Genomic DNA, 26766 nt, shown 5'->3' with positions numbered 1-26766 from the left:
CTATTTTGATTGCAAAATATACTCCTGATACCTCTTTCCTAAAGAAAATAGTTTCTCTACTGCAATAATTATAAGAACCGGAAGGAATAAGAATTCTATATAACCCTGCCTGTATAACAAGTAGGTTGAGAAAAGTATTAGTCTGCTGTATTCTAAATAATAGATCCATTTACGCTGTTCTAAAAGTGCTCCGCAATTTATAAGTGTAATCATGATAAAACACAAAAAAAAGAGTTTATCTACAACATGCTGCACATCATAGAAATAAGTAAACCACGTAAGCATTAAAGTAGACAAACCTATTTGAAAAGCAAGATATCCTTTAAACTTTAGGTCTTTAAGACGAAGCCGTCTGTCCTGAAGGAATTTCTTTTCCAGTTCTGGTCTGATGTCTTGGTCCATGTAAGCCGGACTGCCAAAAACTGCACTCCATTTCCCTCTAAAATTATCTGCTCTTTTGTACGATTCATAGATCTCAAAATAATAGTGAAAGTGCTGCCATAAAAAACTATAGCTTTTTAATGGATGTGTAAGTCCGTATTTGGGTTTTTCTTCTTCGGGCTGAAAAGTACCAAACATCTTATCCCAAAATACAAACATATCGCCATAATTCTTATCCAGATACTTTTCATCGGATGCGTGGTGTACACCGTGGAGTGAAGGCGTAATAAAAACATGTTCCAACCATTTAATACGTTTTAAAACTTGTGTATGAGTAAAGAAAGAGTAAGCTCCATGCACTAAGAGCATCGTTATAACCATTTTGGGATGAAACCCTATTAATGGCAGTACACACCAAAAAACAGTTCTTATCAACGCTTGTATAGTTGTAATCCTGGCCGATGCAGTAAGATTAAATTCTTCACTTTGATGATGCACTATATGTGCTGCCCAAAAAAGGTTGACTTCATGGCCTAAACGATGATACCAATACCAAACAAAATCGGTAGCCAGTATTAAAGCAACCCATACCATCCAGTTATTTGGAATGGAAAACCAGGCATAATTATTATACACCCAATAATACACCTGATAAAAACTCGCCGCTACAAACAAATTTATTAATCGTTCAGCAATTCCAATACTAATATTTGAAACCGAACTATCATACTTAAAAACATTCTCTTTTTTCCTATGTTGTGCCAGTTTATATTCCATATATAAGAACAGGAAAAATGCAGGCATAGCAAAAGCCAAATAATTTAAATTCTCCATAATACCATTTTTGGTTCTGCAAAAATAGCAAATAGTCTACTAATTTAGTAGACTATTTATTAAGGGGTGATGTTAATTGTTTTTAGAAAAGAAAAACCCCAGTATTTACTGGGGTTTTGTTTATTCCAAGAGATCTTCATCTTTTTCCGGTTTGATAGGATAATGTCCAAATAGAGGAGATAACTTCCAAACTTTATAGGGTTTATATGAAAATTTATTTGAAAGGGCTATTATAGCTACAGTATCTTTTTTAAGTGTTACATAAGAAGAAGTATTACCGTGCCACCAGCCGTTATGATAAAATAGTTTTTCACCACTTTCCCATTCATGCATGCGAATACCAAGTCCGTAATTTTTTGTGCCCTTATGCTCATAACTATATCCCTGGAACACTTCTTTTAAAAGTTTTGGGTTCAGGAATTTTTTAGAATAGGTAGCAAGGTCAAATTTTAAAAGGTCGCGGGGAGTAGAGTAAATATTTTTATCGCCATAAACATTATCAAGAAAATCAAAACCATACAATACATTATTCCCTTTATAGGATAAACTTGCTGTAGAACGATCTTTATCATAATCAAAAACATAAGTGTTCTTCATACCCAAAGGCTCAAAAAGAATTTTCTTCATGGCATCACGGTAATTCATATGCGTCACCTTCTCAATTATAAGAGCCAGCATGGCGTAATTGGTATTACAATAGCCAAACTTTTTATCAGGCTTAAAATAAAGATTAAATTTATGTTCAGCAAAAAGATTCAAAACATCCTGATTCGTAAGTACTTTGCGATCCCAGATGGCACGATCGTCACAAAAATAAGCATAGTTAGGCAGTCCGCTGCGGTGATTCAAAAGCATCCTGACTGTAATATCCTCATAAGGAAACTCAGGAAGCAGACTGTTTACTTTAGCATCAACATCCAGCTTATCGCGATCGATCAGTTTAAGCACAACAGCAGCCGTAAGTACTTTACTTACTGATGCTATATGTATCGGTGTTTGCGATGTGATTTCTTCTTTTGCTGTCCTGTTAGCAAATCCGCCATAATTCTCATAAAGGATCTGACCGTTTTTTGCAACCAGAAAACCACCGCTCAGATCATTTTTAGGCCATAATTTTTTATAAAAATGTTCTATGCTATTGCCTTTGGCATTTTTGTAAGCATTAGAAACTTTATTTAATTTAATGTCAAGCTGAGCGATCCTTAAAACAGTATCTTTTTCTGTTTCGGTTGTATTTTCGGCAACGGTAGTTTTTTCTTTAAGACAGGATACTAAGGTAACTGCAAATATATAGGGTAATAGTCGTGATAACTTCATGTTGTGGTAATGCGTAAATAGCAAATATAATTAAACCATAACTTTTGGAAAGAATTTTCTATAGGGTTAACAGTATTTTTTTTGATTTATTGTTCATCAAACTATTAATAGTTTGAATACAAATTGTTTATAGTTTTCAGAATTACATATTCCATATTTTAATCGTCAGAAATCACTTTCCTGCTTAATATATTTTTATTGGTTAATGTAAAAAATGGCTTATTTTTACGGTAAATTAGTATGCAATATGAGTGATATAAACTGGAAAACCGTAAAAGAGTTTGAAGATATAACCTATAAAAAATGCAATGGGGTAGCCCGTATAGCATTCAACAGGCCGGATGTGCGTAATGCTTTTCGTCCAAAAACAACAGCCGAACTTTTTGAAGCTTTTCTTGATGCAAGAGAAGACACTTCGATAGGTGTTGTTCTGCTTTCTGCCGAAGGGCCATCGTCTAAAGACGGTGTTTATTCTTTTTGCAGTGGCGGCGATCAAAAAGCACGTGGCCATCAGGGCTATGTAGGTGATGATGGTATGCACCGCCTTAATATTCTTGAAGTACAACGCTTAATCCGCTTTATGCCAAAAGTAGTTATTGCTGTAGTACCGGGATGGGCAGTAGGAGGAGGACACAGCCTTCATGTTATCTGCGATTTAACACTTGCAAGTAAAGAACACGCTATATTTAAACAAACAGATGCCGATGTAACCAGCTTTGATGGTGGTTATGGTTCTGCATACCTTGCTAAGATGGTAGGGCAGAAGCGTGCAAGAGAGATCTTCTTTTTAGGTCGAAATTATTCAGCTCAGGATGCCTATGAAATGGGGATGGTAAACGCTGTTATCCCTCATGCAGAACTGGAAGATACTGCTTACCAATGGGCTCGGGAAATAATGGAAAAATCGCCAACATCTATAAAAATGCTGAAATTTGCATTCAATGCTACAGATGATGGTATGGTTGGCCAGCAAATCTTTGCAGGAGAAGCTACCCGTCTTACTTATATGACTGAAGAAGCTAAAGAAGGACGTGATGCATTTCTTGAAAAGAGAAAGCCTAACTTCAAAAATATCAAGTGGATACCATAATGGAAGGATATACAAATGAGCCTATAAATACTGCTGCACTACCACGTTTTGAAGACGTGGAGCTAACACCATTACACCCTTCTTACTTAAAAGTAATCTGGCTGAACTTTGCGATGGTTTATGGCATTATTAGCATTGCAGCAGGTGTTGCTTTTTATTTTATTGAAGAACTGCGACCTTATTGGCTCCCCATAACAATATGTTATGTTGTTATCGTTTTACTTTCCATTTTTATCTCGTTAGTAAGCTTTAGGAACAAAGGCTATGCTTTTCGTACCCACGATGCCATTTATCGCAGCGGAGCCATTAGCCTTACCACAACTATAATTCCTTACAATAGAGTGCAGCATGTTGCTTTACACGAAGGTTTTATTGCCAGGGCATTTGGACTTGCTCAAATAGAAATATTTACAGCAGGAGGCGACAAAAGTGATATTCAGATTTCGGGTATTGAAAAACAACAGGCTGAAAAAATAAAGCAGCTCCTTATGGGTAAAATTATAAAGGAAGAGGCTAATGAAGAATAATTTTAGCCAGCCACAGCGCCAGTCACTGATAGGAGTAGTTGTTATGTTTGCTGATACGCTTCAGAGTGCTATACGTGCTCTTTGGTTTATTTTGATTGTGTGGATCTTAAAAATTGACGAGCTAAACAAAATATACTTCATCATTGGTGCTGTTGCGGTTTTAATAGGAGTGAGCTTAATTGCTTACTTAAAATACCGGAATTTTACTTTCTTCCTGGATGAAGAAAATGAAGAATTTGTAGTACACAAAGGGATATGGAATAAAAGCCGTATTGCTATTCCTTTTGATAAAATACAACAGGTAAACATTAACCAATCTATTATTCAAAAAATAATAGGAGTTCATGCTCTTGAAGTAGATACAGCCGGAAGTAGTGGTAAAGAAGTAGCTATAAGAGCTATTAGTCACGATGCTGCTCTTGCATTAAAAGAACGACTATTAGAGGCTGGATACAAAAAAAAGGCAGTTACCAAAGAATTTGCTGACGGCTTGGAAACAGAAGACAATCACAATCATTCGTTTATACAGATTAGCCTTCTGAGCCTCTTCAAAACAGGAATCACATCTAACTACACAAGAAGCTTTGCTCTATTACTCGCCTTTGTTATAACTTCATTTCAATACATTGAAGATTTTGTAAAAGTAGCCGGTTATGATGAAGATCCATTGGATCAATACATTAATACCGAAGTACTATTACGCTTTATTTCCTTCATCATTGTTGGAATTATGGTTCTTACATTGATTATCAACCTTGTACGAACCATTGTGAAATATTATAATTTTAAGATCACCAGACAACAGGATTCATTGCTATTATCTTACGGACTCATTAATACAAAGAATACGATCATTCGCCCGGAAAAAGTACAAATAGTAACTATTGGCCGTAACTATTTCCAAAAAAGACTGGACATAAACGATATTAAGATACGACAGGCATCGGGCGTGGAAGCTAATGATAAAGATCAGAAAAAAACAGCTATAGAAATTCCGGGATGCAATAATGCTGAAAAGGATTTATTGATGAGATTTCTTTTGGAAAAAATCCCGGAAAGGGGAATAGCTTTAAAACCAAGTATCCGTAAAATAATCATGGAAGCTATTGGCTTACTTATCATTCCGTTAGGCATTTTCTTTTCACTTGCCTATTATGCATTCCCGTCCATCATGGAATATGCAATTTTTGTGCCTGTTTATGTATTATTTGTTGCAATAATGATCTACTTCGCCTTTAGTCACAGCAGGCTTTTTGTTACCGATGATTTCATCGTAAAACAAAGTGGCGCCTGGGATATTGATAACGATTTTATTGCCCCTCATAAAATACAAACCATATCGTTAACACAATACTTTTGGCACAAAAGCTCAGATATAGGTATTGTTACATTACACACAGCCGGAGGAACAATTTCGTTTGGTTTAGCCGATTATACCCGTTTAAAACAACTTGTTAACTATTGGTTATACCAGGTGGAGGCAAGTCCCAGAAACTGGATGTAGTCTATATAAAATTTAAGAATTAATAAAATGTCAAATATAAAAGCATGGTTTGAAGCCGCCCGATTAAGAACATTACCTTTATCGGTATCGGGTATATTAGTAGGTAGTTTTTATGCCTATTCACAACAAAAAGAAACCTATAATTGGGCAATATTAGGATTTGCCTTGCTAACCACATTAGGTCTGCAGATACTTTCCAATTTTGCAAACGATTATGGCGATGGCGTTAAAGGCACCGATAATGAAACCCGTATTGGTCCGAAACGTGCCATACAAAGTGGTGCTATCACCATCAAGGCAATGAAGCAGGGAATAATAATCACTTCGATACTTACACTTATCGCTGCAATCCTTTTAATTTACCTTTCGTTCGGAAAAGATAATTTTGGATATTCACTGTTCTTTTTCTTTTTAGGACTGGCATCTATAGCAGCTGCTATAAAATACACCGTAGGTAACTCAGCTTATGGATACAGGGGATTAGGTGATGTATTTGTTTTTGTTTTCTTTGGATTGGTAAGCGTTATAGGCTGCTATTTCCTGTTTGCGAAACACATCGATCCTCTTATTATATTGCCAGCCATTACTGTAGGATTACTAAGCGTAGCGGTTCTAAACCTTAACAACATGCGTGACCAGGCTTCAGACACTATGTCGGGTAAAAATACTATTGTAGTAAAGATGGGGACGAAAAAAGCCAAGATATATCACTATAGTATAATAGTAACAGCATTGTTTTTAACGCTGTTATTTGCTATCTTGTCTGGGTTTAAGCCATTACAGTACTTATTTCTTGTTGCTTATGTACCTTTTGTACTGCATTTAAAAACAGTAGCTAAAAACACAGTGCCAAGAGATTTGGATCCAGAACTTAAAAAAGTAGCCTTAGGCACATTCTTTCTTTCTGTACTGCTTTGTATCATATTACAGTTTTAAAACAAAAACTATTTAAAAATAACCACGACTAAAAAAATAAAATATGAAAATAACATTTTATGGCCACGCAAGCCTTGGTATTGAGGTAGGTGGGAAAAATATTATTGTAGATCCTTATATTTCTGCAAATGAAAATGCAAAACACATTGACATCTCACAGCTTAAAGCTGATTATATCCTACTAACACATGCACATGGCGACCACGTTCTGGATGTAGATGCCATTGCTAAAAACACAGGTGCTGTAATCGTTTCGAACGCTGAAATTGCAGGATACTATGAAAAGAAAGGATTCCGGACACACCCAATGAATCATGGTGGAAGCTGGAATTTTGACTTTGGCAAAGTTAAATATGTAACGGCACACCACTCAAGCGCATTCCCTGATGGCAGCTATGGCGGAAATCCCGGAGGTTTTGTTATTGAAGGAGAACATAAAAATATTTATATTGCCGGAGATACAGCCGTTACTTTTGACATGAAGCTTATCCCGATGCGTACCAAACTGGATCTTGCAATATTGCCAATTGGTAACAATTTTACTATGGATGTTGAAGATGCTATTATAGCATCGAATTTCCTGGAATGTGACAAAATATTAGGCTACCATTTTGACACCTTTGGGTACATTAAAATCAACCATGATGAAGCAATCAAACAATTCTTCGACAAAGGAAAAGACCTGATGCTGCTTGAAATAGGAAGTTCATTAGAACTTTAAAAATTACGAATTCTAAATTCCACTAATTTAACTGATTAGTGGAATTTTTTATTACAATTATATGAAAGCTACTTATAAAAAATACATTCTCGATTTCAAACGCCCAAGCGGCACTTCAAGAGGTGTACTTACCCAAAAAGAAACCTGGTTCATTATTCTAGAAAAAGATGGTAAAACAGGTATAGGTGAGTGCGGTATCCTACGTTCACTTAGTATTGATGACAGGCCTGATTATGAAGATAAACTAAAATGGGTTTGTCACTCTATACATTTAGGTGAACAGGCACTTTGGGAGGCACTAATAGAATTTCCCTCCATACAGTTTGGCTTAGAGATGGCTTTCCAGTCACTAAAAAGCGAAACGCCTTATCTTTTATTTCCATCTCCGTTTACAAAAGGAGAAGATCCTATTACCATAAATGGACTTGTTTGGATGGGTGAAGAACAATACATGAAAGAGCAGATTGAACAAAAAATTCAACAGGGATTCAGTTGCATAAAATTGAAAATCGGAGCTATTGATTTTCAACAGGAATTAGACCTTTTACGTTTTATAAGATCAAACTTTAGTGCCGATGAAATAGAAATAAGGGTTGATGCAAACGGCGCTTTTTCTACAACTGATGCTTTATATAAATTAAATCAGTTAAATGAATATCAAATACATAGCATAGAACAACCAATTACAAAAAATCAAACTGACAGCATGTCAGAACTATGCAAAAACACTCCGTTACCCATCGCTTTAGATGAAGAGTTAATAGGTGTATTCGGACTTGAAAATAAGGAAGCTTTACTCCTAAAAATACAGCCGCAATACATCATTTTAAAACCAAGTTTAGTAGGTGGCTTCCGAGGCACAAAGGAATGGATCGACCTCGCGGAAAAACTTAACATTGGCTGGTGGATAACATCAGCATTAGAAAGTAATATCGGCCTTAATGCTATTGCACAATGGACCTATCTTCAAAACAACCCTATGCCACAAGGATTGGGAACAGGAGCTTTATACACTAATAATTTCGATTCGCCTCTCGAAGTAAAAAATGGACAACTTACTTATAATACTGATTTACAATGGAAAGTAAATTTGTAACTTTGGTATAGTAAAGCTATAACAATGGATTATAAAGTATATGCTCCTGCCGATGCTCTAAAGCCTTATGTGCGGTATTTCTGGTCACTACAGAGTACTACTACCTATTTCACTTCACAAAGTTTTAGGACAATGGCCGATGGCTGTCCCGGACTTATTTTCCAGCAGGCTGATAATGGCTTATTTTACCAATCTGATAAACAGCTGCCAGAAACTTTTCTTTATGGCCAGTCAACCAAATTTGGTGAGTTCAGTCTAAAAGGAACTTTCAATACTATAGGTGTTTTCTTTTATCCAAGCGCTTTAAAATTACTTTTTGGTATCAATGCCCAGGAATTCACAGACTCCTGCTTTGATGTAGATGATGAAGCTAGAAAACATGGTTTTTACCTGTCTGAACAACTTTCGGAAGCTCCTTCAATTCCCGAAAGGATCATGATATTATCCGCATATCTTCTATTCCAGATAAAAAACAACGTCCATCATAAAAATGAAATTATAGGGTATGCATTATCAATGATAATGAAATCGGGAGGCAATATTTCATTAAAAGAATTGCAGGAAAAAGCACAAATGACCGAAAGGACTTTTGAACGAAAATTTAAGGAATACGTGGGGATTTCGCCCAAACTTTTTACACGTATCTGCCGCTTTCAGGCATCACTATGCCAGATACGCCATAACAGTTTTGAAAAACTTTCTGATATCGCTTTTGAAAACGATTATTCAGACCAATCTCACTTTATACGATCGTTCAAAGAATTTACCGGTTTTTCACCCAATCAGTACCAAATAAAGTCCAATGAGATTGTAGAAAATCTCTCCCAAATTATAAAATAACAAAAATGCTTTAGATAATAACTTGACAATAGAAAGCCTATGAAACGTGGTTTTACAATATTCTGGATTATTTATATGCTCTTTTTTGCTATTCCTTTTCCGATGCTTCTATACTATAATATTAAAAGTGAAACCGATATTTTAGAATTAAAAGATCAAAGCCCATGGGTAGCATTAAGCCTACTTGGGGTATCAATAATTATCTGGATAATCCTTTTAATGGGATATTTTAAAAGGTGGTTTTTACAGATTTTTATTTCTAAAAAAAACATTGAACATATTAAAAATAAGGGGGTAAGGCGGGAAGCTAAAATTCTGAGTGCTGTAAAAACTTCAAGTCTAAATGCAAAATATAACACTTATGAGCTAGAACTGTCTTTTAAAAATTTAGCTGATTCTGAGATTATCCAAAAAATAACAGTGAACGATGCTAAACCTCACGAACGTCGTTTTGAAGTTGATAAAAAAACAGGGGTACTGCTGGACCGCGATATGAAACACAAACCTTATTTTATAATAGCAACTTCTGATGTATCAATAAATATCCTGAGAACTATACTTATCCTATTAACCTGGTTGGCTCTTTTAGCAGGTGTAATTTGGTATTATATCTATTCCTACAAGTTAGAAAGCCATGGTATGGGCTGGCGCTTTATTGGTTTCGGCCACCCATTAATTGTTTGTGCGCTTGTGCTTTTATTCTATAAATTTATTTCACGTTTAGTTTTCAGAAAACTTTTGGGAGATCCTGATGATATGACCCTGATTAAGTTTAAAGGGATAAAAACATGGGCAAAAGTAATTAGAGTGAGTCAAACGGGAACCTATATTAATGAGCAGCCTATGATTCGTTTTGACCTTGAATATACTGATAATCACAAGCAGCTACATCGTGAAAGTTTAAAAAAAATCGTTGATCTTCTAAATCTGGACAGCACTAAACAGGAACAGGTCGGGATTTTTTATCTTCCTGACAACCCAAAACAAATTGCCTTTGCCAGCGACTTAAACGAAATATAAATATGAAGAAATTAATCATTATAGCAATCTGCTGTCCTTATTTATTAGGTTGTGAACAAATTTCTAAAAGTATCCACGAAACGTTTGAGCCTAATGACACGTTAGTTAATAAGCAAACCGAAAAGCCGAATATTACTGTCACTAAATCCGACACGATAAGCGAGAGCCATACTACCTTTACTAGTATTGAAATTAAAATTCCTACTATAACCCATACTCAAACAACAAATACTGAGCCTGTCAAAACCAATAAAAAAGATTTTTTAACTAATCTCAAGGCCTTAACAAATGCCGAAGATGCTTTAAAAAAACTATCGCAATATGCAGGCAAGGAAATTTTCATCTATTCTACTATCCATTTTTATAATGATGGCAGTATTCATACTATGCTTCAGCATCCGGAAAACCCTAACTATGTAGATAAATACATATACAATAATGGAAATTGGTCTAAACCTGAACCTGTAACTTTATCACTTAGGGATAATGTGCAAAGTAAACTGGTTTCTCTTAATAGGATCAATTTCATCAACGTAGCAAAAGTAACAGAAACTTATAATCAAAAAGTAAAGGAGGTTGAAGGGGCTAAGCCTTCTACAAACACTTACATATCTATATGGGACAATCAGATTCGTTGGCTTCCATCAGGCATTAATGGCAGTCGTGAGCGTTATTCAATACAGTTTAATGATGATGGCTCGCTAAAATCATACCGACAGGAATAAGAAACGAAAAGGCTAAGGAGTGATCATTAGCCTTTTTTACTTTCATTGTATTCATCCCACCAATTATTCAGCATTTTGAGTACAGGTAGGAGTTTAATTCCTTGTTCGGTCAATTTATATTCTACTCTGGGAGGTGATTCTGCAAAAACCTCCCTGCTTATAATTCCGTCACGCTCAAGCTCTCTTAATTGTATAGTTAGTGTCGTTTGAGTAACATCTTCCATTTTCCGCTTTAATTCTCCAAACCGTTTAGGGCACTCATGGCTAATAGCGTATATCAACGGCGTTTTCCATTTTCCACTAATAATTTTAAACACATTCTTTAATGGAAAATTATTTTCATAAATCTCCAAAATTTCTTCATTAGCAATTGACTGATAATCACTATTAGTATTGTTTTCCATACTTAGTACTGTTTTAGAAACTACTTGCGAGCACTTTTTACATGCCGTAGTTTTGAACAATAAATGTATAAAAAAATTGCCTTATGGCTAGAAATATCTCTAGATGGTCACTGCTGTTATTAGTTTCAACTTCTGTCTTTTTATCTGTACTTGATATTTTTGTAGTAAATGGTGCCATTCCTTCTATTAAAAAAGGCATAAACGGAACAGATACCGATATACAATGGGTCATAGTCCTATATGTCCTGGGATATGCTGCCTTTTTAATTACTGGAGGAAGAGTAGGTGACTATTTTGGAAAAAAACCTGTATTTATAATAGGTATGGCAGCCTTTACCCTTGCTTCCTGTCTTTGCGGATTATCTCATGATGCTGTTCAGTTAAACATAGGAAGAACACTGCAGGGCATAAGTGCAGCATTTATGGTGCCACAGGGAATAGCATATATCCAGGTTCTTTTTGAAGACCAAAGATCAAGAACAAAAGCATTAGGTATATATGGGAGTATTGCTGGAGCAGCTTCAGTATTAGGTCAGTTCTTAGGGGGCATGCTGCCACAAGTTCATAGTTTTATTGAAGGATGGCGTCTAATATTCCTGATAAATGTACCTATTGGAATTGTTACCGTTTATTTAGCGGTTAAATATTTAGAGAATACTACAATAGTTAGAACGAAAAAATTTGATTGGGTTGGTGCATTCCTTTTAATAGTTACGCTTATCTTTTTTATCTATCCAATGATTCAAGGAAGAGAGCTTGGCTGGCCAGTATGGATATTGTTCATTTTTGGTTTATCTGTTATTACAGCTGTTATATTTTTTTTGCAGCAGAAAACCCGACAACAAAAAGGAATGTCTAATCTCATAGACACACGTGTGTTTACTTACAAAAGTTTTAACATCGGACTTTGTGCTTCCGTTTTTTATTTTATGGTTCAGGACACTTATTTTCTTATCAATGTAGTACTGCTGCAAACCGGATTCGGAATCAGTTCTCTTGATACAGGTCTGTATTTTATGTTTCAGGGTGTTGGCTATGTTATTGCTTCTCTGATTTCTATAAAATTAATTCCGATATATGGAAAATTTGTTCTCATTTTTGGAGTCATTATCATGATTATATCTTTAGCATTCCATATAATAATTTTAGACGGAATAGAAATGAATACCATTAACATTGCTGCGGTCTTCTTCATTTACGGTATTGGCTGTGGATCTGTATTGCCATCACTATTAACTGTATCACTTAGGAGTTTACCATCCTCGCTTTCAGGCATGGCATCGGGAACCTACTCAACATTTCAACAAACTGCAATTGCTTTGGGTATTAGTACTATTGGAGGTTTATTTTTCAACATCTTAGAGAAACCTTCTATAAATCAGGAAGCCTATTTGACTGCCTATAAAACAGCAACTTTCGGCAATATTGTATTACTAATAATTGTTGCTGTTTTTCTCTTGTTACTTTCAAATAACAATAAACCTGTAAAACTTTCTTAACATAATTAACCTGTCGGTTTTATTCTATTTTATGGTTTTAGGCTGCTATAGATTTGCTTAAAAATAAAATCTATTATGAGCGCAAAACAAAACACAGAAAAAACATTTTTAGTACTGGGAAGCAACGGAAAAACAGGCAGCAGGGTTGTAAAGCAATTACTCGAAAAAAAATATAAGGTCAGGATTGGCTCACGATCTGCCGAAATATCTTTTGATTGGGAAGATGTATCGACATGGAAACCAGTCTTAAAAGATGTTGATACCGTTTATATTACTTTTCAACCCGATCTGGCATTACCGGGCAGTGTTGAAACAATAGCATCTTTCTCTAAAATAGCTGTAGCATCAGGAGTAAAAAAACTGGTGCTATTGTCAGGTAGGGGAGAGCCTGAGGCTCAGGAATGCGAACAAGCAGTAATACGTTCAGGAGCAGACTGGACTATTGTAAGAGCAAGCTGGTTTTGTCAAAACTTTAGCGAAGGTAATTTTCTGGAACCAATTATAGCTGGCTATGTAGCATTACCCGCAGGAAATGTGCGTGAACCATTTATTGATACTGATGATATAGCCGATGTAGTTAGTGCAGCTTTAACAGATGATAAACACAATGGCCATATCTATGAGGTTACCGGCCCAAGATTGCTTACTTTTAAAGAAGCTGTAATAGAGATCGCTGCTGCTTCAGGTAAAACCATTCATTATGAAGAAATATCTATTGATCACTACAAAGCGACCCTGGCAGAATATAATGTACCAAATGTTATTATAAATTTAATCACTTATCTGTTTACAGAAGTACTGGATGGTAGGAATGAAAGCATTACCGATGGGGTAGAGCGTGCATTGGCTAGAAAACCAAGAGATTTTTCTGAATATGCTAAAAGAGCAACAGAATCAGGTGTGTGGAATACAATCTCAGTTTAAAATATTGATCATCAATTTTTAAAATAAATATCTTTATTATAAAATTAGTAAAAAATGACAGCACAAAACATAATTTTGGGTATTACAGCTATATTAACAGCACTCATTGCAGGTTTGTTGTATGCTTATAGCTGTTCTGTAAATATCGGGTTGTCAAAATTACCTGATAATCAATACATCGCTGCTATGCAGATCATAAACAGAGAGATACAAAATCCTGCTTTTTTTTTGAGCTTTATAGGAACACTAATAATGCTGCCCATTAGTACCTTCCTTCAATATAAAGATGGAACAATGAATACTTTTTGGCTACTATTAGCTGCAACTGTACTATACTTTGTTGGTGCTTTTGGAATAACTATGTTTGGCAATGTACCTTTAAATGAAGCGTTGGATAAATTCAGTTTACAATCAGCAACCATTCAGGAAATCGCCAATGCAAGGAAGCAGTTTGAAATACTCTGGAATAGATTTCATACCATCAGAACAATTGCTTCAATTATGGTTTTATTGCTTGTAATAATAGCCTGTATAAGCAAACCTGCAAAACAAATAATATAGCTTCGGAGGTTCGATTACTTTAGTTTATTGCCGTACAAAGTTCAATTAGAAATCCGTCAATATCTCTAATGTAAGCTACAGTTTGTCCCCAAGGCTTTTGTTTTGGAGATTCTATAATTGTAGCTCCTGAGTTTTCTGCTTGTTTGGCAGTTTGTTCTACGTTATCAGTTATAAAACCCAGTTCTATTGCAAATGGTTTTTCGGTTAGCCTGCTTTCTATAAAACCCTCTTTAAGATTTGTTCTTGCCAGTTCCTTGGAAGCAAACGAAATAGTTGTTTCTCCCGATATGATCTCACCATAGTCATTTTCGGGAGAAATAAATTTTCGCTCGAAACTAAAGGCCTTTTCATAAAATTCTATTGACTTTTCTACATCTGAAACATATAGGATCGTATATCCAAATCGTACCATAATTTATTTATAAAGTGTGTTTAATGTATTTAATCTTTTAAGCTTCCGCAGCTTTATTGGTCACTATAGCGCCAAGACAGTTTTCAGGAATATTGAATGCATCTACTAGAGGAACAGCATCCTGTCTGATCTCCCAACACAACTGGCTCACTAATTTCCTTACAGCTTTGGTTTTTACTCCTTCCATATAGCCTTGTTCCAGATACCATGCTTTATGCTGCTCTATTTTGTTAAGGGCAAATAGGTTATATAGTCTTATTAAAACTTCTTTCACACCTGTATCATTTACTAAATCAAGCTGATTTTGAAACTGTTCCAAGAATACGCGATCCAGATAAGCATCGGCAATTTGAAGCATATGTGGATGCATAACATTTGCAGCATCAAAAGCATCAAGTCCATCATCAACCAGCTTTTTAAAACGTCGCGCCCCGGAACTCACAATTTCTTTTTCTCTGTATAAGAAAGCATTAAGATGGAAACTTCTGTCTTTTAAATGCTGTTCATCCGTATTACGGGTAGCAAATGGATTTTTTTCTGTAATGCTTGTCTTTGCCTGATCCAGTACATAACTGAATATAGAAGATACATTCATCTCACCAAACTGTTTACGGAATTCACCCAAACGATTTTTGGCTGTCAGCTGCATCAATACTGTATTATCGCCTTCAAAAGTAGTATATATTTCGGTGTCATTTTTAAGGTCGTCAATTCGATTTTCAGATAGATAACCCTTACCACCACAAGCTTCACGGCATTCCTGAAGCGTATTACGGGTATTCCACGAAGAATAGGATTTCATTCCGGCTGCAAGTGCTTCGATTTCCTGCATCTCATTTTCGGTGCGATTAATAAAACGCTTAGTAAGGTACTGTAAACCAAAATGTATGGCATAAGCATTTGCCAGATAAGGCATTAATCGCTGCTGGTGCATCCTGTAATTCAATATAGGAACTTCTGATCCACCCTCGGGGCCAAACTGCCTGCGTTTATTACCATATTTTATAGCAATTGTAATTCCGGTTTTAGCTGCCGCCAATGCCGATCTTGGTATACCAATGCGTCCGCCGACTAATGTACCAAGCATCGTAAAAAAACGACGGTTATCACTTGGTATCGGACTTTCAAACTCACCTTTTTCGTTTACCTGAGCAAAACGATCCAGCATGTTCTCATAAGGGATAACTACTTTATCAAAAGTGATTATTCCGTTATCAACACCATTCAGTCCCATTTTATGACCGCAATCTTCAATAGTTACACCTTCTAATACATTTTTGTCTTTACTCCGGATCGGGACAATAAAAGCATTAACGCCATAATCTTTCTCATCAATAACAAGTTTAGCAAAAACAGTTACCATTTCTCCATGGTTTGCTGCATTACCTATATATTCTTTCCTGGCATACTTTTCAGGGGTATGTATTGTAAAGGTTCTGTCTTTATGATTGTAAGTAGCTGTTGTCTGTACACCTTTTACATTAGAACCATGATGGGTTTCGGTCATCGCAAAACCCCCTGGAAGTTCCAGTGTACCAACAGATTTTAAATATTTAGCGTAGTGCTTTTCAGTACCCAATGATAAAATACTCATTCCCCAAAGGCCAAATTGTACACCAAACTTTATAACAAGGCTCAGATCGTGATAACTAAGGGTTTCCATGATAGAAAAATAACCTTCGATATCGTCTTTACCACCGTGTTCTTTAGGATAAGCATAAGAACCAAGTCCATGTTCCGCTAGTATTTTGCTCCATTCGAGAACACGCTCTCGATACACCATAATATCTGTAGAGGTTTCAAAAGCAAATTCAGGTGTAGCTATAAGTTCTTTAACTTTATTTATAATGGCTGCCTGACTACCGTCTAATAAAGACGTAAGCTTTTTAACATCAAAGCTTTCTACGGTATTATGTTTATCTGTTAGCGTGTTTTTTTGCGATTGAAAACCAGATATAACCTCACGACTCATAATTCCCAACTCAGATTCCATAGCTGCAAAAGATGGTGCTATTTTTTTTATATCATCATCAGTAAAAGCGGGACGGTCTGCATTTGCAATAAGCAGCCCCAATTCGGTTAGATTCTGTGGTTTTTTATGCTCATTAAGAGCCCTGTCTATCCTTTCCTTCCAATGATAAAATTCAGAACGACTAGGAGGGGAGGTCAGGTTAATTTTTGATTTTAGGAATTCCTTTTCGGCTTTGGTAATCCATTCCTGCTTATTTATGAACTCATTTAAAGTATCAAATTCTTTCTTTGTAAGTGTATTATCCTGCCAAGCAAGATACAATACAGGTAATACTATATTTAATTTGGGATCGTTATTGAAAGTAATATCCATGATAAATAGGTTTAAACCTTAAAAATAGACAATTACCTAGAGACGAAATTTAAAATAGTGTTAAACTAAACCCTTAGTATTTATAGGAGTTCATGAATTTTTGCATATTGTAATAACATAATTGTTTTAGCATCTTTAATTTCTCCCGATGTTATCATTTTCATAGCATCATTAAAGGGCAGTTCTAAAACCTCAATGTTTTCCTGCTCGTTATCCAAACCGCCTCCGATTCCTGTTTTCATCGCTGAAGAATAGGTAGCAACAAAGAAATAAAGTATCTCTGTCACTGAACCGGGAGACATATATACTTCCATGACTTTACAAACATCTGAAAGCGTATAGCCAGTTTCTTCTTCCGTTTCACGACGTATGCAATCTTCCGGGTCTCTTTCATCCAGAAGTCCGGCGCAGGCTTCAATCATCATTCCATCAGCATTACCATTAAACCATGTTGGTAAACGAAATTGTTTAGTAAGTATAACAGTATCCTGAACTTTATTATATAATAGTATAACAGCACCATTGCCACGATCATAAACTTCACGCTCATGTGTCTGCCAGGAACCATCTTTTAATTGATAATCATATTTTACCTTATTGAGTTTTCCCCAATTATCAGAAAGTATTGTAGATGATTGAATTTTAATTTTATCTGTCATTATGTATATTATAAAGAGTATTTTAACTTCATAACTAACGAGATTTATAGTTACATAGTATTGTAAGATTAAATGAAAAATTATTAAACAAATTATACATTTTAAATTGATTTTATATCTTTAAAATATTAAGAATTATTAAAACTTTCTATATTTACAAACTAATAATCTTTAAAACTAAAAAATGAAAAAATTTCTTGTTTGCTTTTTAATAGCATTTGCTTTTTCGATGAATGCGCAGGACAAATCAGTGCCATTATCAATAAAGAATTTCGAATTGTATTCTATATTAAAAAAATCAAATTCATTTAAAGATTTCCCAGCGTTGCCAGAAACTGTAAATGAACATTATGTGGGTGGCGAATTAATGTATACATCAGCTGAAACAGATAAATTTACTTTACGAATTATGGCCGATGGAGAATTTAGATTCGAGATGAAAAAACCGGCGCCAACATTTGTAAAAACAACTTACTATATAAGATTCCCAAACAATACGCTTTTTGGTTATGCAATGATGACAGGGAAAGATGGAGTTATTCAGGTAACAGTATACCAAGCAGAGAAATTTGTTTATACGGGGTCTATAAAGAAATAAGCAGAAATAAAGATATGGCGGGCTTTCACCCGCTTTTTTCTTTTGTATTTTTTGACTTATAATGTATAACAAGTAAATTCATTCCTACATTTTAACATTTTTTTTGTCTTTATAATATAAGCTTTTTTTAGTCGTTAGCGTGGTGTCACATAAAACCTTTTTATATGACATTATCTCGAAACACAAAATTAAAAAGCATTTACCCGCTTATCGATATGGTATCTACCATGTATGATAAGCGGGTTTTTGACGTTCTAAAACTTCGTAGAAAATTTTCGCCTTTACTCTCCATAGGGCATGGAAAATTTCATAATAGTTTTTCTATAACTAACAGAAAAACAGACTTCTATTGCGGTGGTTCGTACGAGTATAATCTCGACGGTACTGTTCGTATCACAATTAAACATTCAACTCGATTTGGGAATGCTTTCCAGTTCGATTTCAATGTATCTACAAACAAGGAATTTCTCCAAAAATTAATCCATTACAATTTAATCTAATGATTACAGCATCAAACGAATACGTTAAGGTGTTGCAAATGTTTGTACCCGAGGGTTTCCAAACTTCTGCTCACACATTTAGTTACTACTTGTCTACATTAACACAAAGAAGATATGATATACAAAATCATTCTATTGATGTAACTGCATCAGGAATTGAGATTTTTATGTATCGCCCTGCATACACGCCTACTCAAAAATTTACATGGAATGAATTAAAACGCCTTATTGATACTGAATACGGTGTAAAAATACACTCTCCGCGACTTCAATCATTGTTTGATCAACTTGGTAAAGCTTTTTAATTATGTACATATTAAGATTTAAACTCGGTGTTTTTGTTAGTCCTGTAGAAAAGCCTTTTACTTCAATTAAGGTATTGTCACAGTATGTTAGGCGTAATTCTATTACTGGTCATGTTGTGCTTAATAAAAATAGAGTTCCTGTCGCTTTTTATGGTAATAAGGAAATTACATTAAATCAAGCGAGAGAAATTGTTTCACAACTCGAGACCATTTTATGAAGCTCCTGAACCTTCAAGGTAGCCGTTAGGTATAACGGCTACCAACTCGACCAAAACCATTATTCACACCTTATTCAATAAAACAAATGTTACTAATTATAGATTACTTAATCATCAATTTAAAAGGCTCTCTTACCAAAGAACGCGGTAATAGTCTTTACAACTTACATAAAATAAATCCCTTTACTTTAAACCGCCATGAGCATGGTAATAAGATATATACGGACGTTTACGACCTTTTTTACAATAATGAGAAAATAGGCTTATTGAATGCTGTACCACGCGCAAGTATTATTGATGCTAGCTTAATTCAGCTTCAATTTGAAAACCATTTGTTTTACACAAAAAAGCTAAATGATTTAGGGCAGATAGTATACGAATTCCAATACTATTTCGATTTAGCATTTGACGGTGTAAATAGACTTGATATAGCTATTGATAAAAAGGAAAACCGCATAAAATACGAACAATTGTATACTGATCTTATGGCAGGTAGAAAGCTTGTAAAAGGTCGAGAAAAAAATATTGCTTCGTATGGTGTTACTAAAAAGGGTAGAGGGCAGTTTAACGGCTTTACGGTTGGCAAAAGAAGTAGTTCACGGTTCTTACGCGTCTATAATAAAACAGAAGCTTTAAAAGACCTTAAAAACCCAAAAACATATATTAATGATTATTTAGAGGTTAATAATATGGCTTCCTCTCCGGGTCTTGATGTATGGCGTTTTGAATATCAATTAAACAGCACTTTTTTTACATACTTACGAAAGTGTAAAAAGAATATTACTAACCAAATTTTTGAGTTAGAAACGCTAATTGACTTAATAGAATTAGCTGAAAAAAATCATTTTGAAATTGTTGAAAATACTGGTAAAACTGAAACTAACAAAGAAAAATTGATTGTGCTACATAACTGGTCACTCTTACGTGAAAACTTACGTGGTAAATACAGTTCTATAGTTTCACGAATAAAGAAAATATTTGAGCCTTCAATTAATGCTCAAAAGCGACTAATCAAGGGACTTTTTAGACAATACTATGTTGAGCAAAGTTTAGCTTTTCTATATCCCTTAATTAAGGTTTTACGTGAATATAATTTGCAGGATTGGTTTATGGAAAAATATGATTTCTACAAACGAGAGTTTGAGAATAAAGAACGGCTTAGGCACACTTTCAATCAATCTTTCTTCGTCGATACTTTTAATAAACTAATCGTATGAGTGCAGTAAAGTCACAAAATAGGCATCATGTTTTTATTAATAAAAACTTTGTAATCAGGGTTCGCGATTTAAAGACAAATAAATGTGTTTTAGCTTCTGCCAACACACTTTCAAGGTATTTAGATGAAATACCTAAAAACAGCCTTTTTGGGCAACTTTTAAATGCTAAGTGGGATAAGCGCACCTTTCTATATCGTGAACGCCTTAAAATCGAAATTGTATCAAAATAACCCTTAAATAAATATATACGCCATGTCAAAAACAACCAATAAAGTAAATAGAAAGCAATTAGCACATATTTTGGGAATTGGTGAAAAAACTGCCCGTAAGGAATACAAAATTATAATTGATTCATTAGGTATAAAACGCAATTATCTTACGTTTAACGACCTTCAAAAGTACGGTATATAAAAGTCCAAAAGCGGTAAAAAGCGGTAATAAACGGTAAAAAACGGTAATAAACGGTAAAAAACGGTAAAAAGCGGTAAAAAACGGTAACCCTCTTTTCAATATCAGCAAACCTTTGTTCAACAATAACGGCAATAGTGCCAATTAATTAAACAAAGTTTTTATGAATATTTTAAACATGCACACGGGGTCAACTGAGGCGGTCTGTAACCCGATTGTAAAAAGTTCAGGTACTTTAATAATCGGTACGGATGTACCGTTAGCGGACTTGGACAACGAATTAATTTCTATTCACATAGAAAGAACCGGTTCTCCAAATGTTTACATCTGTACTGATTTACTACTTAGGGATTTTATCCTCGCAACAAATTGTAATCAAGACGATTCAATTCAGGGATGGCACCCAGTACTTCAAACTATTGCGGTATGCGAGTTAGGTTTTGAGTCGGGAATTATGTTGCAGACAAACGAAAAAATCCATGTGAAGTTCACGAAGTTGAACCCTGCTAAAAAGTATGATGTTTCTGTAGTTACAAGTCCATCAAATACGCTTTCTCACGTTGAATTTGATTACAAATCAATCGGGGTGGGAGAAAGAGAAAAGTTATTTGATGTTTCTGAACATGTAATCGCTTTATTTAATGAAACTCCCAATTTAAAAGAGGTTGGTATCATTGTAAAAGGTGTCGAAACTCGTTTTACTCCTTTCGAACTCCGTGCCTTAATGGTTCAGGAATATCCTGTTTGTAAATACGATTTTACTGAAAACCCACTTCAAACTTTTGAGAAAACTATTGTCTTGGGTTTAATGGGCGTACAGGCTTTAAATATTTACAAAGATGATGCTGGTAGTATGTCATTAACCCTAATGAAATACAACGAATTAGTAGGTACTTCTGCTGTGTTCAAAGATGGCAGAACACTAGGTTCTATTGGTGCTTTCCAATCTGCTCCGATTGGTTCTGTTCGATCTTCAGGCACAAAAAATTCTTGCGGTTGCAACTAAAAAAAGCTGTAAAGCTTTGCGAAAACCCTTTGTCAAGGAAAGTAAAGCTTTACGGTATTAACTAACAATTTAAAATTTAAAATTATGGGATGGTTTGGAAGACTATTTGAAAAAAAACCGCGTGGTAGTAAGGCGGGTAATGCTTTGAGAATGTGGGCGTATAAAAAGACTTTTGGTCTTCTTGGTACTGAAAATGGACGTCCCGAAGATCCTTGGGTTGTGCCAAAAGAGGCTAAGAATATTAGCAATACCGTAGAAGGTTCGGGTAATGGTAATCAAATGTGGTGGGGAGAATAACCTATGGGATTCTTTAACAACGTATGGAAAGCAGTCGGAGAGGTCGTGGATGGCGATTTTGAAGGCGCATATAGCGAGATAACAGGTAACGGCGGTGAAGGTTCTAAAACTAATCGCCAAAAGGCAGAAGAAACGGTACTTGCACAATTGTTTGTTCGTTTTACTGCTGAAATACCAAGGGGTTCGCTTCGTAAAGACCAATGGCACAGAAAAATAATGCAAGCTTCGGTTGCTTATTTACAGAGTGCAGAGGGTCAAAAGATGGTAACGGCTGTAGAAGGTCAATTAAACTCAGGTTTAAACGCGAATGGCGGTACAATACAGAATATTGTAAAAGATATTGTGAATACTGCTGTAGGTTCAGTTAAAACAGGTGTTTCGGGAACTATTGAAAAAGGTTTTGATAAGGGTATTGAAAAACTATTCGGAACAAAACCAATCAAGAAATTTGAAGATACGCTTGGCGGGTTCTTGGGTAATGTTGCAGATTCTGCAATATCTCAATGGTTCAAAAAGAATTGGTACTGGGTTGTAGTTCCAGTATGTGCTGTAGGCTATTTCCTTTTTCGCCCTCAAAAAGCATATACAAGTGGGGGCAAAGGACCAAGAACCAAATAAAAAAAAGTTTAGTATGTGGCGTGTTTATGCGCTAATAGCTTGCCTAGATGCGCTCATACTACTAATAAAGAAACTAAAAGAATTAATCATTTTAATAAATTAAAGCAATGGCTTACGGTAATAAAAGGGCATACGTGCCACAGGAACAAAGACAATCGTATCAGGGTAATTCTTATTCTAACCAATCAGGTTATAATAATCAACAACCCGCTAAAAAGCATTCAGGTGCTAAAACTAAAAAGTACTATCCTAAAACGGGCGGAAATGCAGGTGTCGAAATGACTCACACGCATGGATGGATGTACAGAAGACGCGAGGGGTTAACAACTTTCAGTTGTAATACAACTTCTAAAAGTGTACTAAAAGAATCGGGATGGATGGGTTCTATTGCTTGTGAGGTTATCTCGGGTAATAAGCAAAAGTCTTTTTACTGGGGTACTATGGAGTATAAAACGGGCAAAGTTGTAATTGACTCCTTAGGTCTTGTAATCTCTCCAAAAGGCGGTAAAGGCGGTTATACAGGTTCATTTACAAATAACTAACGCTATGAAAAAAATTCAAGGTCTTGTAACGGTAATGGGTGTTATCGTCAAGTATGCAGGAATTGCTATGGTTATTATTGAAACTATAGAGTTTTTTAACGACCGTTTAAAGGAAAAATTGGGAGATATAAAAGAAGTCCCTGAACCCTCAAAAAATTTGAAAGATGGCGCAGTCGTTTCTGAATAACAGTGAGTCCCGCGGATTACGAAACAATAACCCGGGTAACTTAATCCGAACGGTTAATAAATGGCAGGGTAAAATACCATTTAAAGAGTCAAAAGATACGAAGTTTGAGCAGTTTAGGGAAATTGCATGGGGTATAAGGGCGTTTTATAAAGATATCATCAATGATATAAATAAAGGCGCAAATACAGTTGAAAAGCTTGTAACCGAGTACGCACCATCGTTTGAAAACAACACGGCAAGCTATATCACGCAAGTTGCTTCTGCTATGGGAATTTCAAAAGACAAAGTTCTAACGGCAAATAAGGCAACGCTAATTCAATTAGCAAAAGCAAAATTTAGAGTGGAATTGGGTTCAATGTATTCTGCAAAAATCACACAGGCAAATTATGAAGATGCTTGGTTATTGATGGATTCTCAGTACGGTTCTGGTGAACTTCCCGAACTTGAAATATCACGTTCTAAATGCGAATATTGCGGTCATATTCTAACCGTTATAGCCCTGTTTTTTTTTACCTACTTTACAGTGGTAAGTTAAAGCAATGGCTTAAAAAGAATAAACTAATCAAATAATAATCAATACTTTAAAAATTTAAAATTATGTTCACACAATTAAAAGAATTTTACGGAAAATACAAAATGTGGGTAAACGGTGCTATAATTATCTTAGGCGTTGTTTTCATTGCTAAATACTTTAAAAAGTAAGGTAATGCCACCTAGAACTAAAAAAACAGAAAGTCCAATGCAGGGTGTATTGGACTTTCTTGCAAAAAATTGGTTAATGCTTGTCGGTATATTTATAGCATATCCCTTTATAAAAAGGTATATCGATAATACTGCAATCGATGATTTGCAAAGTCAAAGTAATGCTTTAAGGGATAACCCTCAGGAACTCGATAACGCTTTAAATCAGTTAACAACAGATAAAGATTACCATAACGCTGCTAAAATTATTTATCAGTCGTATTCTATACCGAAAGATAATTGGGATTGGTTAAAACCATCAATGTGGACTGAAAACGATGAAGATGCGTATCTCGCTATAACTTCCATTGCAAAAGGTAAGGAAGTCCCACAGCTTTTATATGATGCATATCGTTTAGTTTCGGGTAATCGGGATTTATTCCAAGACAGTCAAAAGTATTTGGATGAGGATTATTTTAAAATAATATTTTGGTAATTATGGAAAGAAGATATATATATTTCCCTGTACTTATTATGACTTCATGTGATATGTTAAAAGAAATGAATCTCATATTTGAATATGACTATGATCTCAATAATGGTGCAAAAACAAATGAGCGTTTTTACATTCCTGCTCAAAGTGTTCCTTATATAGTCGTTTCGTTTTTGAGACTGCCTGAAGATTTCGAGTTTGTGTATCATCCGTTACGAGATTTCCAGCTTATTCTAAATAACATAGAATATGAGATAATTAAGAACTATTTTCCTGCAATTACGTGTTGTCCTAAATTAGAATGTTCATTATATAGGAAAGCAGATACGGAGTACAATATTCCTTTTGTTAAAGATGTATAAACCAAAAGCCGACTTAACACGTCGGCTTTATCCATTTGTAAACGGCTAGCTGAAGTAACGAAGCTTAAAACCTTTTTTTTTTTTTGATTTTTTTTTACTGCGACCGAGTGAAGTTGTTAGCATCAAAGCGATTTTAAGGCTTCAAACCAAAACAATGCTGATACTTTTTTGTAAAAAGTGAAGCGAAGCGTAACGGCTTTAAGAAAAAAAGTTCAAAGCTTGTTTTAGAATTTCGCCTTTTAAATGATTTGTTTGCTCAATAAAAAACTTTCCTATATTTGGGGTAATAATAATCCAATCCTTACAATATGAAAAAATTACTACTATGTTTATTGCTTGCTGTATCTTTTAATATTAATGCTCAACAGTTTGTGAAAAAAGAGGTTACTCTGTCTTTGAAACATCATGAATTATTGATTATTTTAAAGAAAATGAATACTTTTAGGTCTTTTTTGATTCCTGAAAAAGTAACAGAAATTTATTTATCTGATATTTTACAGCATATACAATTTGAGGATGAAAGATATTTTACGCAAATAATGCCTGATAACGAGTTTAGATTAACTTTGAAGAATTTGCCTGATGATGTTGTTTCTGACGTTAAATATTTAAGGTTTCCTAATAAGGTTGTTTATGGTTATGATTTGGTTACTTATAAGGATGGTAAAATAACTACTAATAATTATCGAGCGCCTTATGTGGGTTTATATGATTATACATTTAAGCCTGTAAAATAATTCTTGTTAGAATCAAATTTATTTGTATTATTGCATAATAATCATTGACATCATGCAAACAGCTAAAAAGGGTATATATTGCTGTTATAAAGATATTTAGCGGGTTAACCCCCGCTTTTAATTCGTAGGCAAAGTGAACTATAATGTATATTATGTAAAATAATAAATACTACCGTTACCTCTTGTTTTTTATATGTATTTAAAACTTTAAAGCACATTATCTTCAATTGAGGATAATGTGCTTTAAAAAGATAGTTATATATTCTTATTTAACAGAAACAGGAATATCTAAATTCTCCCAACTAAGTGTCACGTTGTTTTTATTTACTGTGTAAACCAGGCTTTCATTCATCTTAGCAGATTTTTTTGTTTTTACTTTTACTCTAAGCTGATCTTTAGCCTGGTCGTAATCATAAGCACTCATTTTAGGATCTTTTCCAAAAACTACAGTTGCTGCATCTTTTTCAGGAATTACATAAACAGCATATTTTCCTGCTGGTAAATCTTTACCTTCAATTTTAAGAGCTTTGTCAGTTTCAAATGTTGTTGGTGCATTTGCACCTGCACGCCATACTTTATTATAAGGTACTAATTCTCCCCAGATAACTCTACCTTTTACAAATGGGCTGCTATAGTTAATTGTAATATTAGCACCGCTTATTGTTCCTTTTGCTGTTGCTGCCGGACTGGCTTGTTTTTTTTCTTGCGCAACAGATACAGTAGTCATAAATACAGCTACAAGTAGCATTGTAATCTTTGTTGTAAACTTCATCTTTAAATTTTTATGGTTATTAGTTTTGTAA

General features: G+C 34.8%; 33 protein-coding genes. 26 read left to right on the top strand and 7 right to left on the bottom strand.

Going from position 1 to position 26766, the window contains the following annotated elements; translation table 11 throughout:
• Together EPI11_RS09120 and EPI11_RS09115 are read right to left on the bottom strand one after the other, a co-directional pair.
• Positions 1-1215, bottom strand: coding sequence for a sterol desaturase family protein (locus tag EPI11_RS09120; RefSeq protein WP_128389657.1), 1215 nt, complete (start codon positions 1213-1215; stop codon positions 1-3).
• Positions 1216-1335: 120 nt separating this feature from the next.
• Complete coding sequence (locus tag EPI11_RS09115) at positions 1336-2532, bottom strand: serine hydrolase domain-containing protein (RefSeq protein ID WP_128389656.1); 1197 nt, start codon at positions 2530-2532, stop codon at positions 1336-1338.
• Positions 2533-2779: 247 nt separating this feature from the next.
• Here EPI11_RS09115 and EPI11_RS09110 point away from each other — a divergent pair, with 247 nt between their 5' ends.
• The 9 genes from EPI11_RS09110 to EPI11_RS09070 all read left to right on the top strand — a co-directional run bounded on the left by EPI11_RS09110 (position 2780) and on the right by EPI11_RS09070 (position 10991).
• Positions 2780-3622, top strand: a complete 843-nt coding sequence (locus EPI11_RS09110; RefSeq protein WP_128389655.1) for a 1,4-dihydroxy-2-naphthoyl-CoA synthase — start codon at positions 2780-2782, stop codon at positions 3620-3622.
• Complete coding sequence (locus tag EPI11_RS09105; RefSeq protein WP_241657600.1) at positions 3610-4149, top strand: PH domain-containing protein; 540 nt, start codon at positions 3610-3612, stop codon at positions 4147-4149. The genes EPI11_RS09110 and EPI11_RS09105 overlap by 13 nt, the downstream gene beginning before the upstream one ends.
• A complete protein-coding gene (locus EPI11_RS09100) occupies positions 4139-5653 on the top strand; it encodes a PH domain-containing protein (RefSeq protein ID WP_128389654.1) in 1515 nt (504 codons plus the stop codon). Before EPI11_RS09105 ends, EPI11_RS09100 begins: the two co-directional genes overlap by 11 nt.
• Before the next feature lie 27 nt (positions 5654-5680).
• Positions 5681-6589, top strand: coding sequence for a 1,4-dihydroxy-2-naphthoate octaprenyltransferase (gene menA, locus EPI11_RS09095; RefSeq protein WP_128389653.1), 909 nt, complete (start codon positions 5681-5683; stop codon positions 6587-6589).
• Between the two features lie 43 nt (positions 6590-6632).
• Positions 6633-7310, top strand: a complete 678-nt coding sequence (locus tag EPI11_RS09090; protein ID WP_128389652.1) for a metal-dependent hydrolase — start codon at positions 6633-6635, stop codon at positions 7308-7310.
• Between the two features lie 61 nt (positions 7311-7371).
• Positions 7372-8406, top strand: a complete 1035-nt coding sequence (locus tag EPI11_RS09085; protein ID WP_128389651.1) for an o-succinylbenzoate synthase — start codon at positions 7372-7374, stop codon at positions 8404-8406.
• Positions 8407-8430: 24 nt separating this feature from the next.
• Positions 8431-9246: a helix-turn-helix transcriptional regulator gene (locus EPI11_RS09080; RefSeq protein WP_128389650.1), complete on the top strand. Its 816-nt coding sequence runs from the start codon at positions 8431-8433 to the stop codon at positions 9244-9246.
• A 39-nt stretch (positions 9247-9285) separates the two neighbouring features.
• The gene (locus tag EPI11_RS09075; RefSeq protein ID WP_128389649.1) at positions 9286-10266 is read left to right on the top strand and encodes a hypothetical protein; all 981 of its coding nucleotides are present in this window, start codon (positions 9286-9288) and stop codon (positions 10264-10266) included.
• A gap of 2 nt (positions 10267-10268) precedes the next feature.
• Positions 10269-10991, top strand: a complete 723-nt coding sequence (locus tag EPI11_RS09070) for a hypothetical protein (RefSeq protein WP_128389648.1) — start codon at positions 10269-10271, stop codon at positions 10989-10991.
• 26 nt (positions 10992-11017) lie between these two features.
• Here the strand turns inward: EPI11_RS09070 and EPI11_RS09065 are convergent, their stop codons facing one another.
• Positions 11018-11395: a winged helix-turn-helix transcriptional regulator gene (locus tag EPI11_RS09065; RefSeq protein ID WP_128389647.1), complete on the bottom strand. Its 378-nt coding sequence runs from the start codon at positions 11393-11395 to the stop codon at positions 11018-11020.
• An 83-nt stretch (positions 11396-11478) separates the two neighbouring features.
• On the opposite strand from EPI11_RS09065, the gene EPI11_RS09060 reads away from it, so the two are divergent.
• The 3 genes from EPI11_RS09060 to EPI11_RS09050 all read left to right on the top strand — a co-directional run bounded on the left by EPI11_RS09060 (position 11479) and on the right by EPI11_RS09050 (position 14379).
• Entirely contained in the window at positions 11479-12894 is a 1416-nt protein-coding gene (locus EPI11_RS09060; protein ID WP_128389646.1) for an MFS transporter, read from the top strand.
• 75 nt (positions 12895-12969) lie between these two features.
• The gene (locus EPI11_RS09055; protein WP_128389645.1) at positions 12970-13818 is read left to right on the top strand and encodes an NmrA family NAD(P)-binding protein; all 849 of its coding nucleotides are present in this window, start codon (positions 12970-12972) and stop codon (positions 13816-13818) included.
• 54 nt (positions 13819-13872) lie between these two features.
• Positions 13873-14379, top strand: coding sequence for an anthrone oxygenase family protein (locus EPI11_RS09050; RefSeq protein ID WP_128389644.1), 507 nt, complete (start codon positions 13873-13875; stop codon positions 14377-14379).
• A gap of 19 nt (positions 14380-14398) precedes the next feature.
• Here the strand turns inward: EPI11_RS09050 and EPI11_RS09045 are convergent, their stop codons facing one another.
• The 3 genes from EPI11_RS09045 to nudK form a co-directional block, all read right to left on the bottom strand.
• A complete protein-coding gene (locus tag EPI11_RS09045; protein WP_128389643.1) occupies positions 14399-14791 on the bottom strand; it encodes a VOC family protein in 393 nt (130 codons plus the stop codon).
• 37 nt (positions 14792-14828) lie between these two features.
• Complete coding sequence (locus tag EPI11_RS09040; protein ID WP_128389642.1) at positions 14829-17135, bottom strand: acyl-CoA dehydrogenase family protein; 2307 nt, start codon at positions 17133-17135, stop codon at positions 14829-14831.
• 80 nt (positions 17136-17215) lie between these two features.
• Positions 17216-17794, bottom strand: a complete 579-nt coding sequence (gene nudK, locus EPI11_RS09035; RefSeq protein WP_128389641.1) for a GDP-mannose pyrophosphatase NudK — start codon at positions 17792-17794, stop codon at positions 17216-17218.
• 184 nt (positions 17795-17978) lie between these two features.
• Between nudK and EPI11_RS09030 the strand changes: the two genes are divergently transcribed.
• The 14 genes from EPI11_RS09030 to EPI11_RS08970 all read left to right on the top strand — a co-directional run bounded on the left by EPI11_RS09030 (position 17979) and on the right by EPI11_RS08970 (position 25963).
• The gene (locus tag EPI11_RS09030) at positions 17979-18392 is read left to right on the top strand and encodes a hypothetical protein (RefSeq protein ID WP_128389640.1); all 414 of its coding nucleotides are present in this window, start codon (positions 17979-17981) and stop codon (positions 18390-18392) included.
• Positions 18393-18556: 164 nt separating this feature from the next.
• Positions 18557-18892 (top strand): hypothetical protein, encoded by a 336-nt coding sequence (locus EPI11_RS09025; protein ID WP_128389639.1) that lies wholly within the window; start codon positions 18557-18559, stop codon positions 18890-18892.
• The gene (locus tag EPI11_RS09020) at positions 18892-19197 is read left to right on the top strand and encodes a hypothetical protein (protein ID WP_128389638.1); all 306 of its coding nucleotides are present in this window, start codon (positions 18892-18894) and stop codon (positions 19195-19197) included. The genes EPI11_RS09025 and EPI11_RS09020 overlap by 1 nt, the downstream gene beginning before the upstream one ends.
• Before the next feature lie 304 nt (positions 19198-19501).
• Positions 19502-20632: a replication initiation factor domain-containing protein gene (locus EPI11_RS09015; RefSeq protein WP_128389637.1), complete on the top strand. Its 1131-nt coding sequence runs from the start codon at positions 19502-19504 to the stop codon at positions 20630-20632.
• A gap of 252 nt (positions 20633-20884) precedes the next feature.
• On the top strand, positions 20885-21043 hold the full coding sequence (locus tag EPI11_RS18965; RefSeq protein WP_164879138.1) for a hypothetical protein: 159 nt from the start codon (positions 20885-20887) through the stop codon (positions 21041-21043).
• 160 nt (positions 21044-21203) lie between these two features.
• Positions 21204-22046 carry a hypothetical protein gene (locus EPI11_RS09010; protein ID WP_128389636.1) on the top strand — a complete coding sequence of 281 codons (843 nt, stop codon included), beginning with the start codon at positions 21204-21206 and terminating at the stop codon, positions 22044-22046.
• 84 nt (positions 22047-22130) lie between these two features.
• Complete coding sequence (locus EPI11_RS09005; protein ID WP_128389635.1) at positions 22131-22343, top strand: hypothetical protein; 213 nt, start codon at positions 22131-22133, stop codon at positions 22341-22343.
• Between the two features lie 3 nt (positions 22344-22346).
• Positions 22347-22961 carry a hypothetical protein gene (locus EPI11_RS09000; protein WP_128389634.1) on the top strand — a complete coding sequence of 205 codons (615 nt, stop codon included), beginning with the start codon at positions 22347-22349 and terminating at the stop codon, positions 22959-22961.
• A 107-nt stretch (positions 22962-23068) separates the two neighbouring features.
• Entirely contained in the window at positions 23069-23503 is a 435-nt protein-coding gene (locus tag EPI11_RS08995) for a hypothetical protein (protein WP_128389633.1), read from the top strand.
• 4 nt (positions 23504-23507) lie between these two features.
• Positions 23508-23690 (top strand): hypothetical protein, encoded by a 183-nt coding sequence (locus EPI11_RS08990; protein WP_128389632.1) that lies wholly within the window; start codon positions 23508-23510, stop codon positions 23688-23690.
• A complete protein-coding gene (locus tag EPI11_RS08985; protein WP_128389631.1) occupies positions 23668-24225 on the top strand; it encodes a structural protein in 558 nt (185 codons plus the stop codon). Before EPI11_RS08990 ends, EPI11_RS08985 begins: the two co-directional genes overlap by 23 nt.
• A 171-nt stretch (positions 24226-24396) precedes the next feature.
• The gene (locus EPI11_RS08980; RefSeq protein ID WP_128389630.1) at positions 24397-24867 is read left to right on the top strand and encodes a hypothetical protein; all 471 of its coding nucleotides are present in this window, start codon (positions 24397-24399) and stop codon (positions 24865-24867) included.
• A 2-nt stretch (positions 24868-24869) separates the two neighbouring features.
• Positions 24870-25226: a hypothetical protein gene (locus EPI11_RS08975; RefSeq protein ID WP_128389629.1), complete on the top strand. Its 357-nt coding sequence runs from the start codon at positions 24870-24872 to the stop codon at positions 25224-25226.
• Between the two features lie 308 nt (positions 25227-25534).
• The gene (locus EPI11_RS08970; protein ID WP_128389628.1) at positions 25535-25963 is read left to right on the top strand and encodes a hypothetical protein; all 429 of its coding nucleotides are present in this window, start codon (positions 25535-25537) and stop codon (positions 25961-25963) included.
• 265 nt (positions 25964-26228) lie between these two features.
• Here EPI11_RS08970 and EPI11_RS08965 read toward each other — a convergent pair whose 3' ends face one another.
• Positions 26229-26735: a DUF2911 domain-containing protein gene (locus EPI11_RS08965; RefSeq protein ID WP_128389627.1), complete on the bottom strand. Its 507-nt coding sequence runs from the start codon at positions 26733-26735 to the stop codon at positions 26229-26231.
• Positions 26736-26766 lie beyond the last annotated feature (31 nt).

The sequence above is a fragment of the Flavobacterium cerinum genome (assembly GCF_004028155.1).
In the GTDB taxonomy this organism is placed as follows: domain Bacteria; phylum Bacteroidota; class Bacteroidia; order Flavobacteriales; family Flavobacteriaceae; genus Flavobacterium; species Flavobacterium cerinum.
The sequence above is the reverse complement of the archived record's forward strand: the minus strand, read 5'-3'. Positions and strand labels throughout refer to the sequence as shown.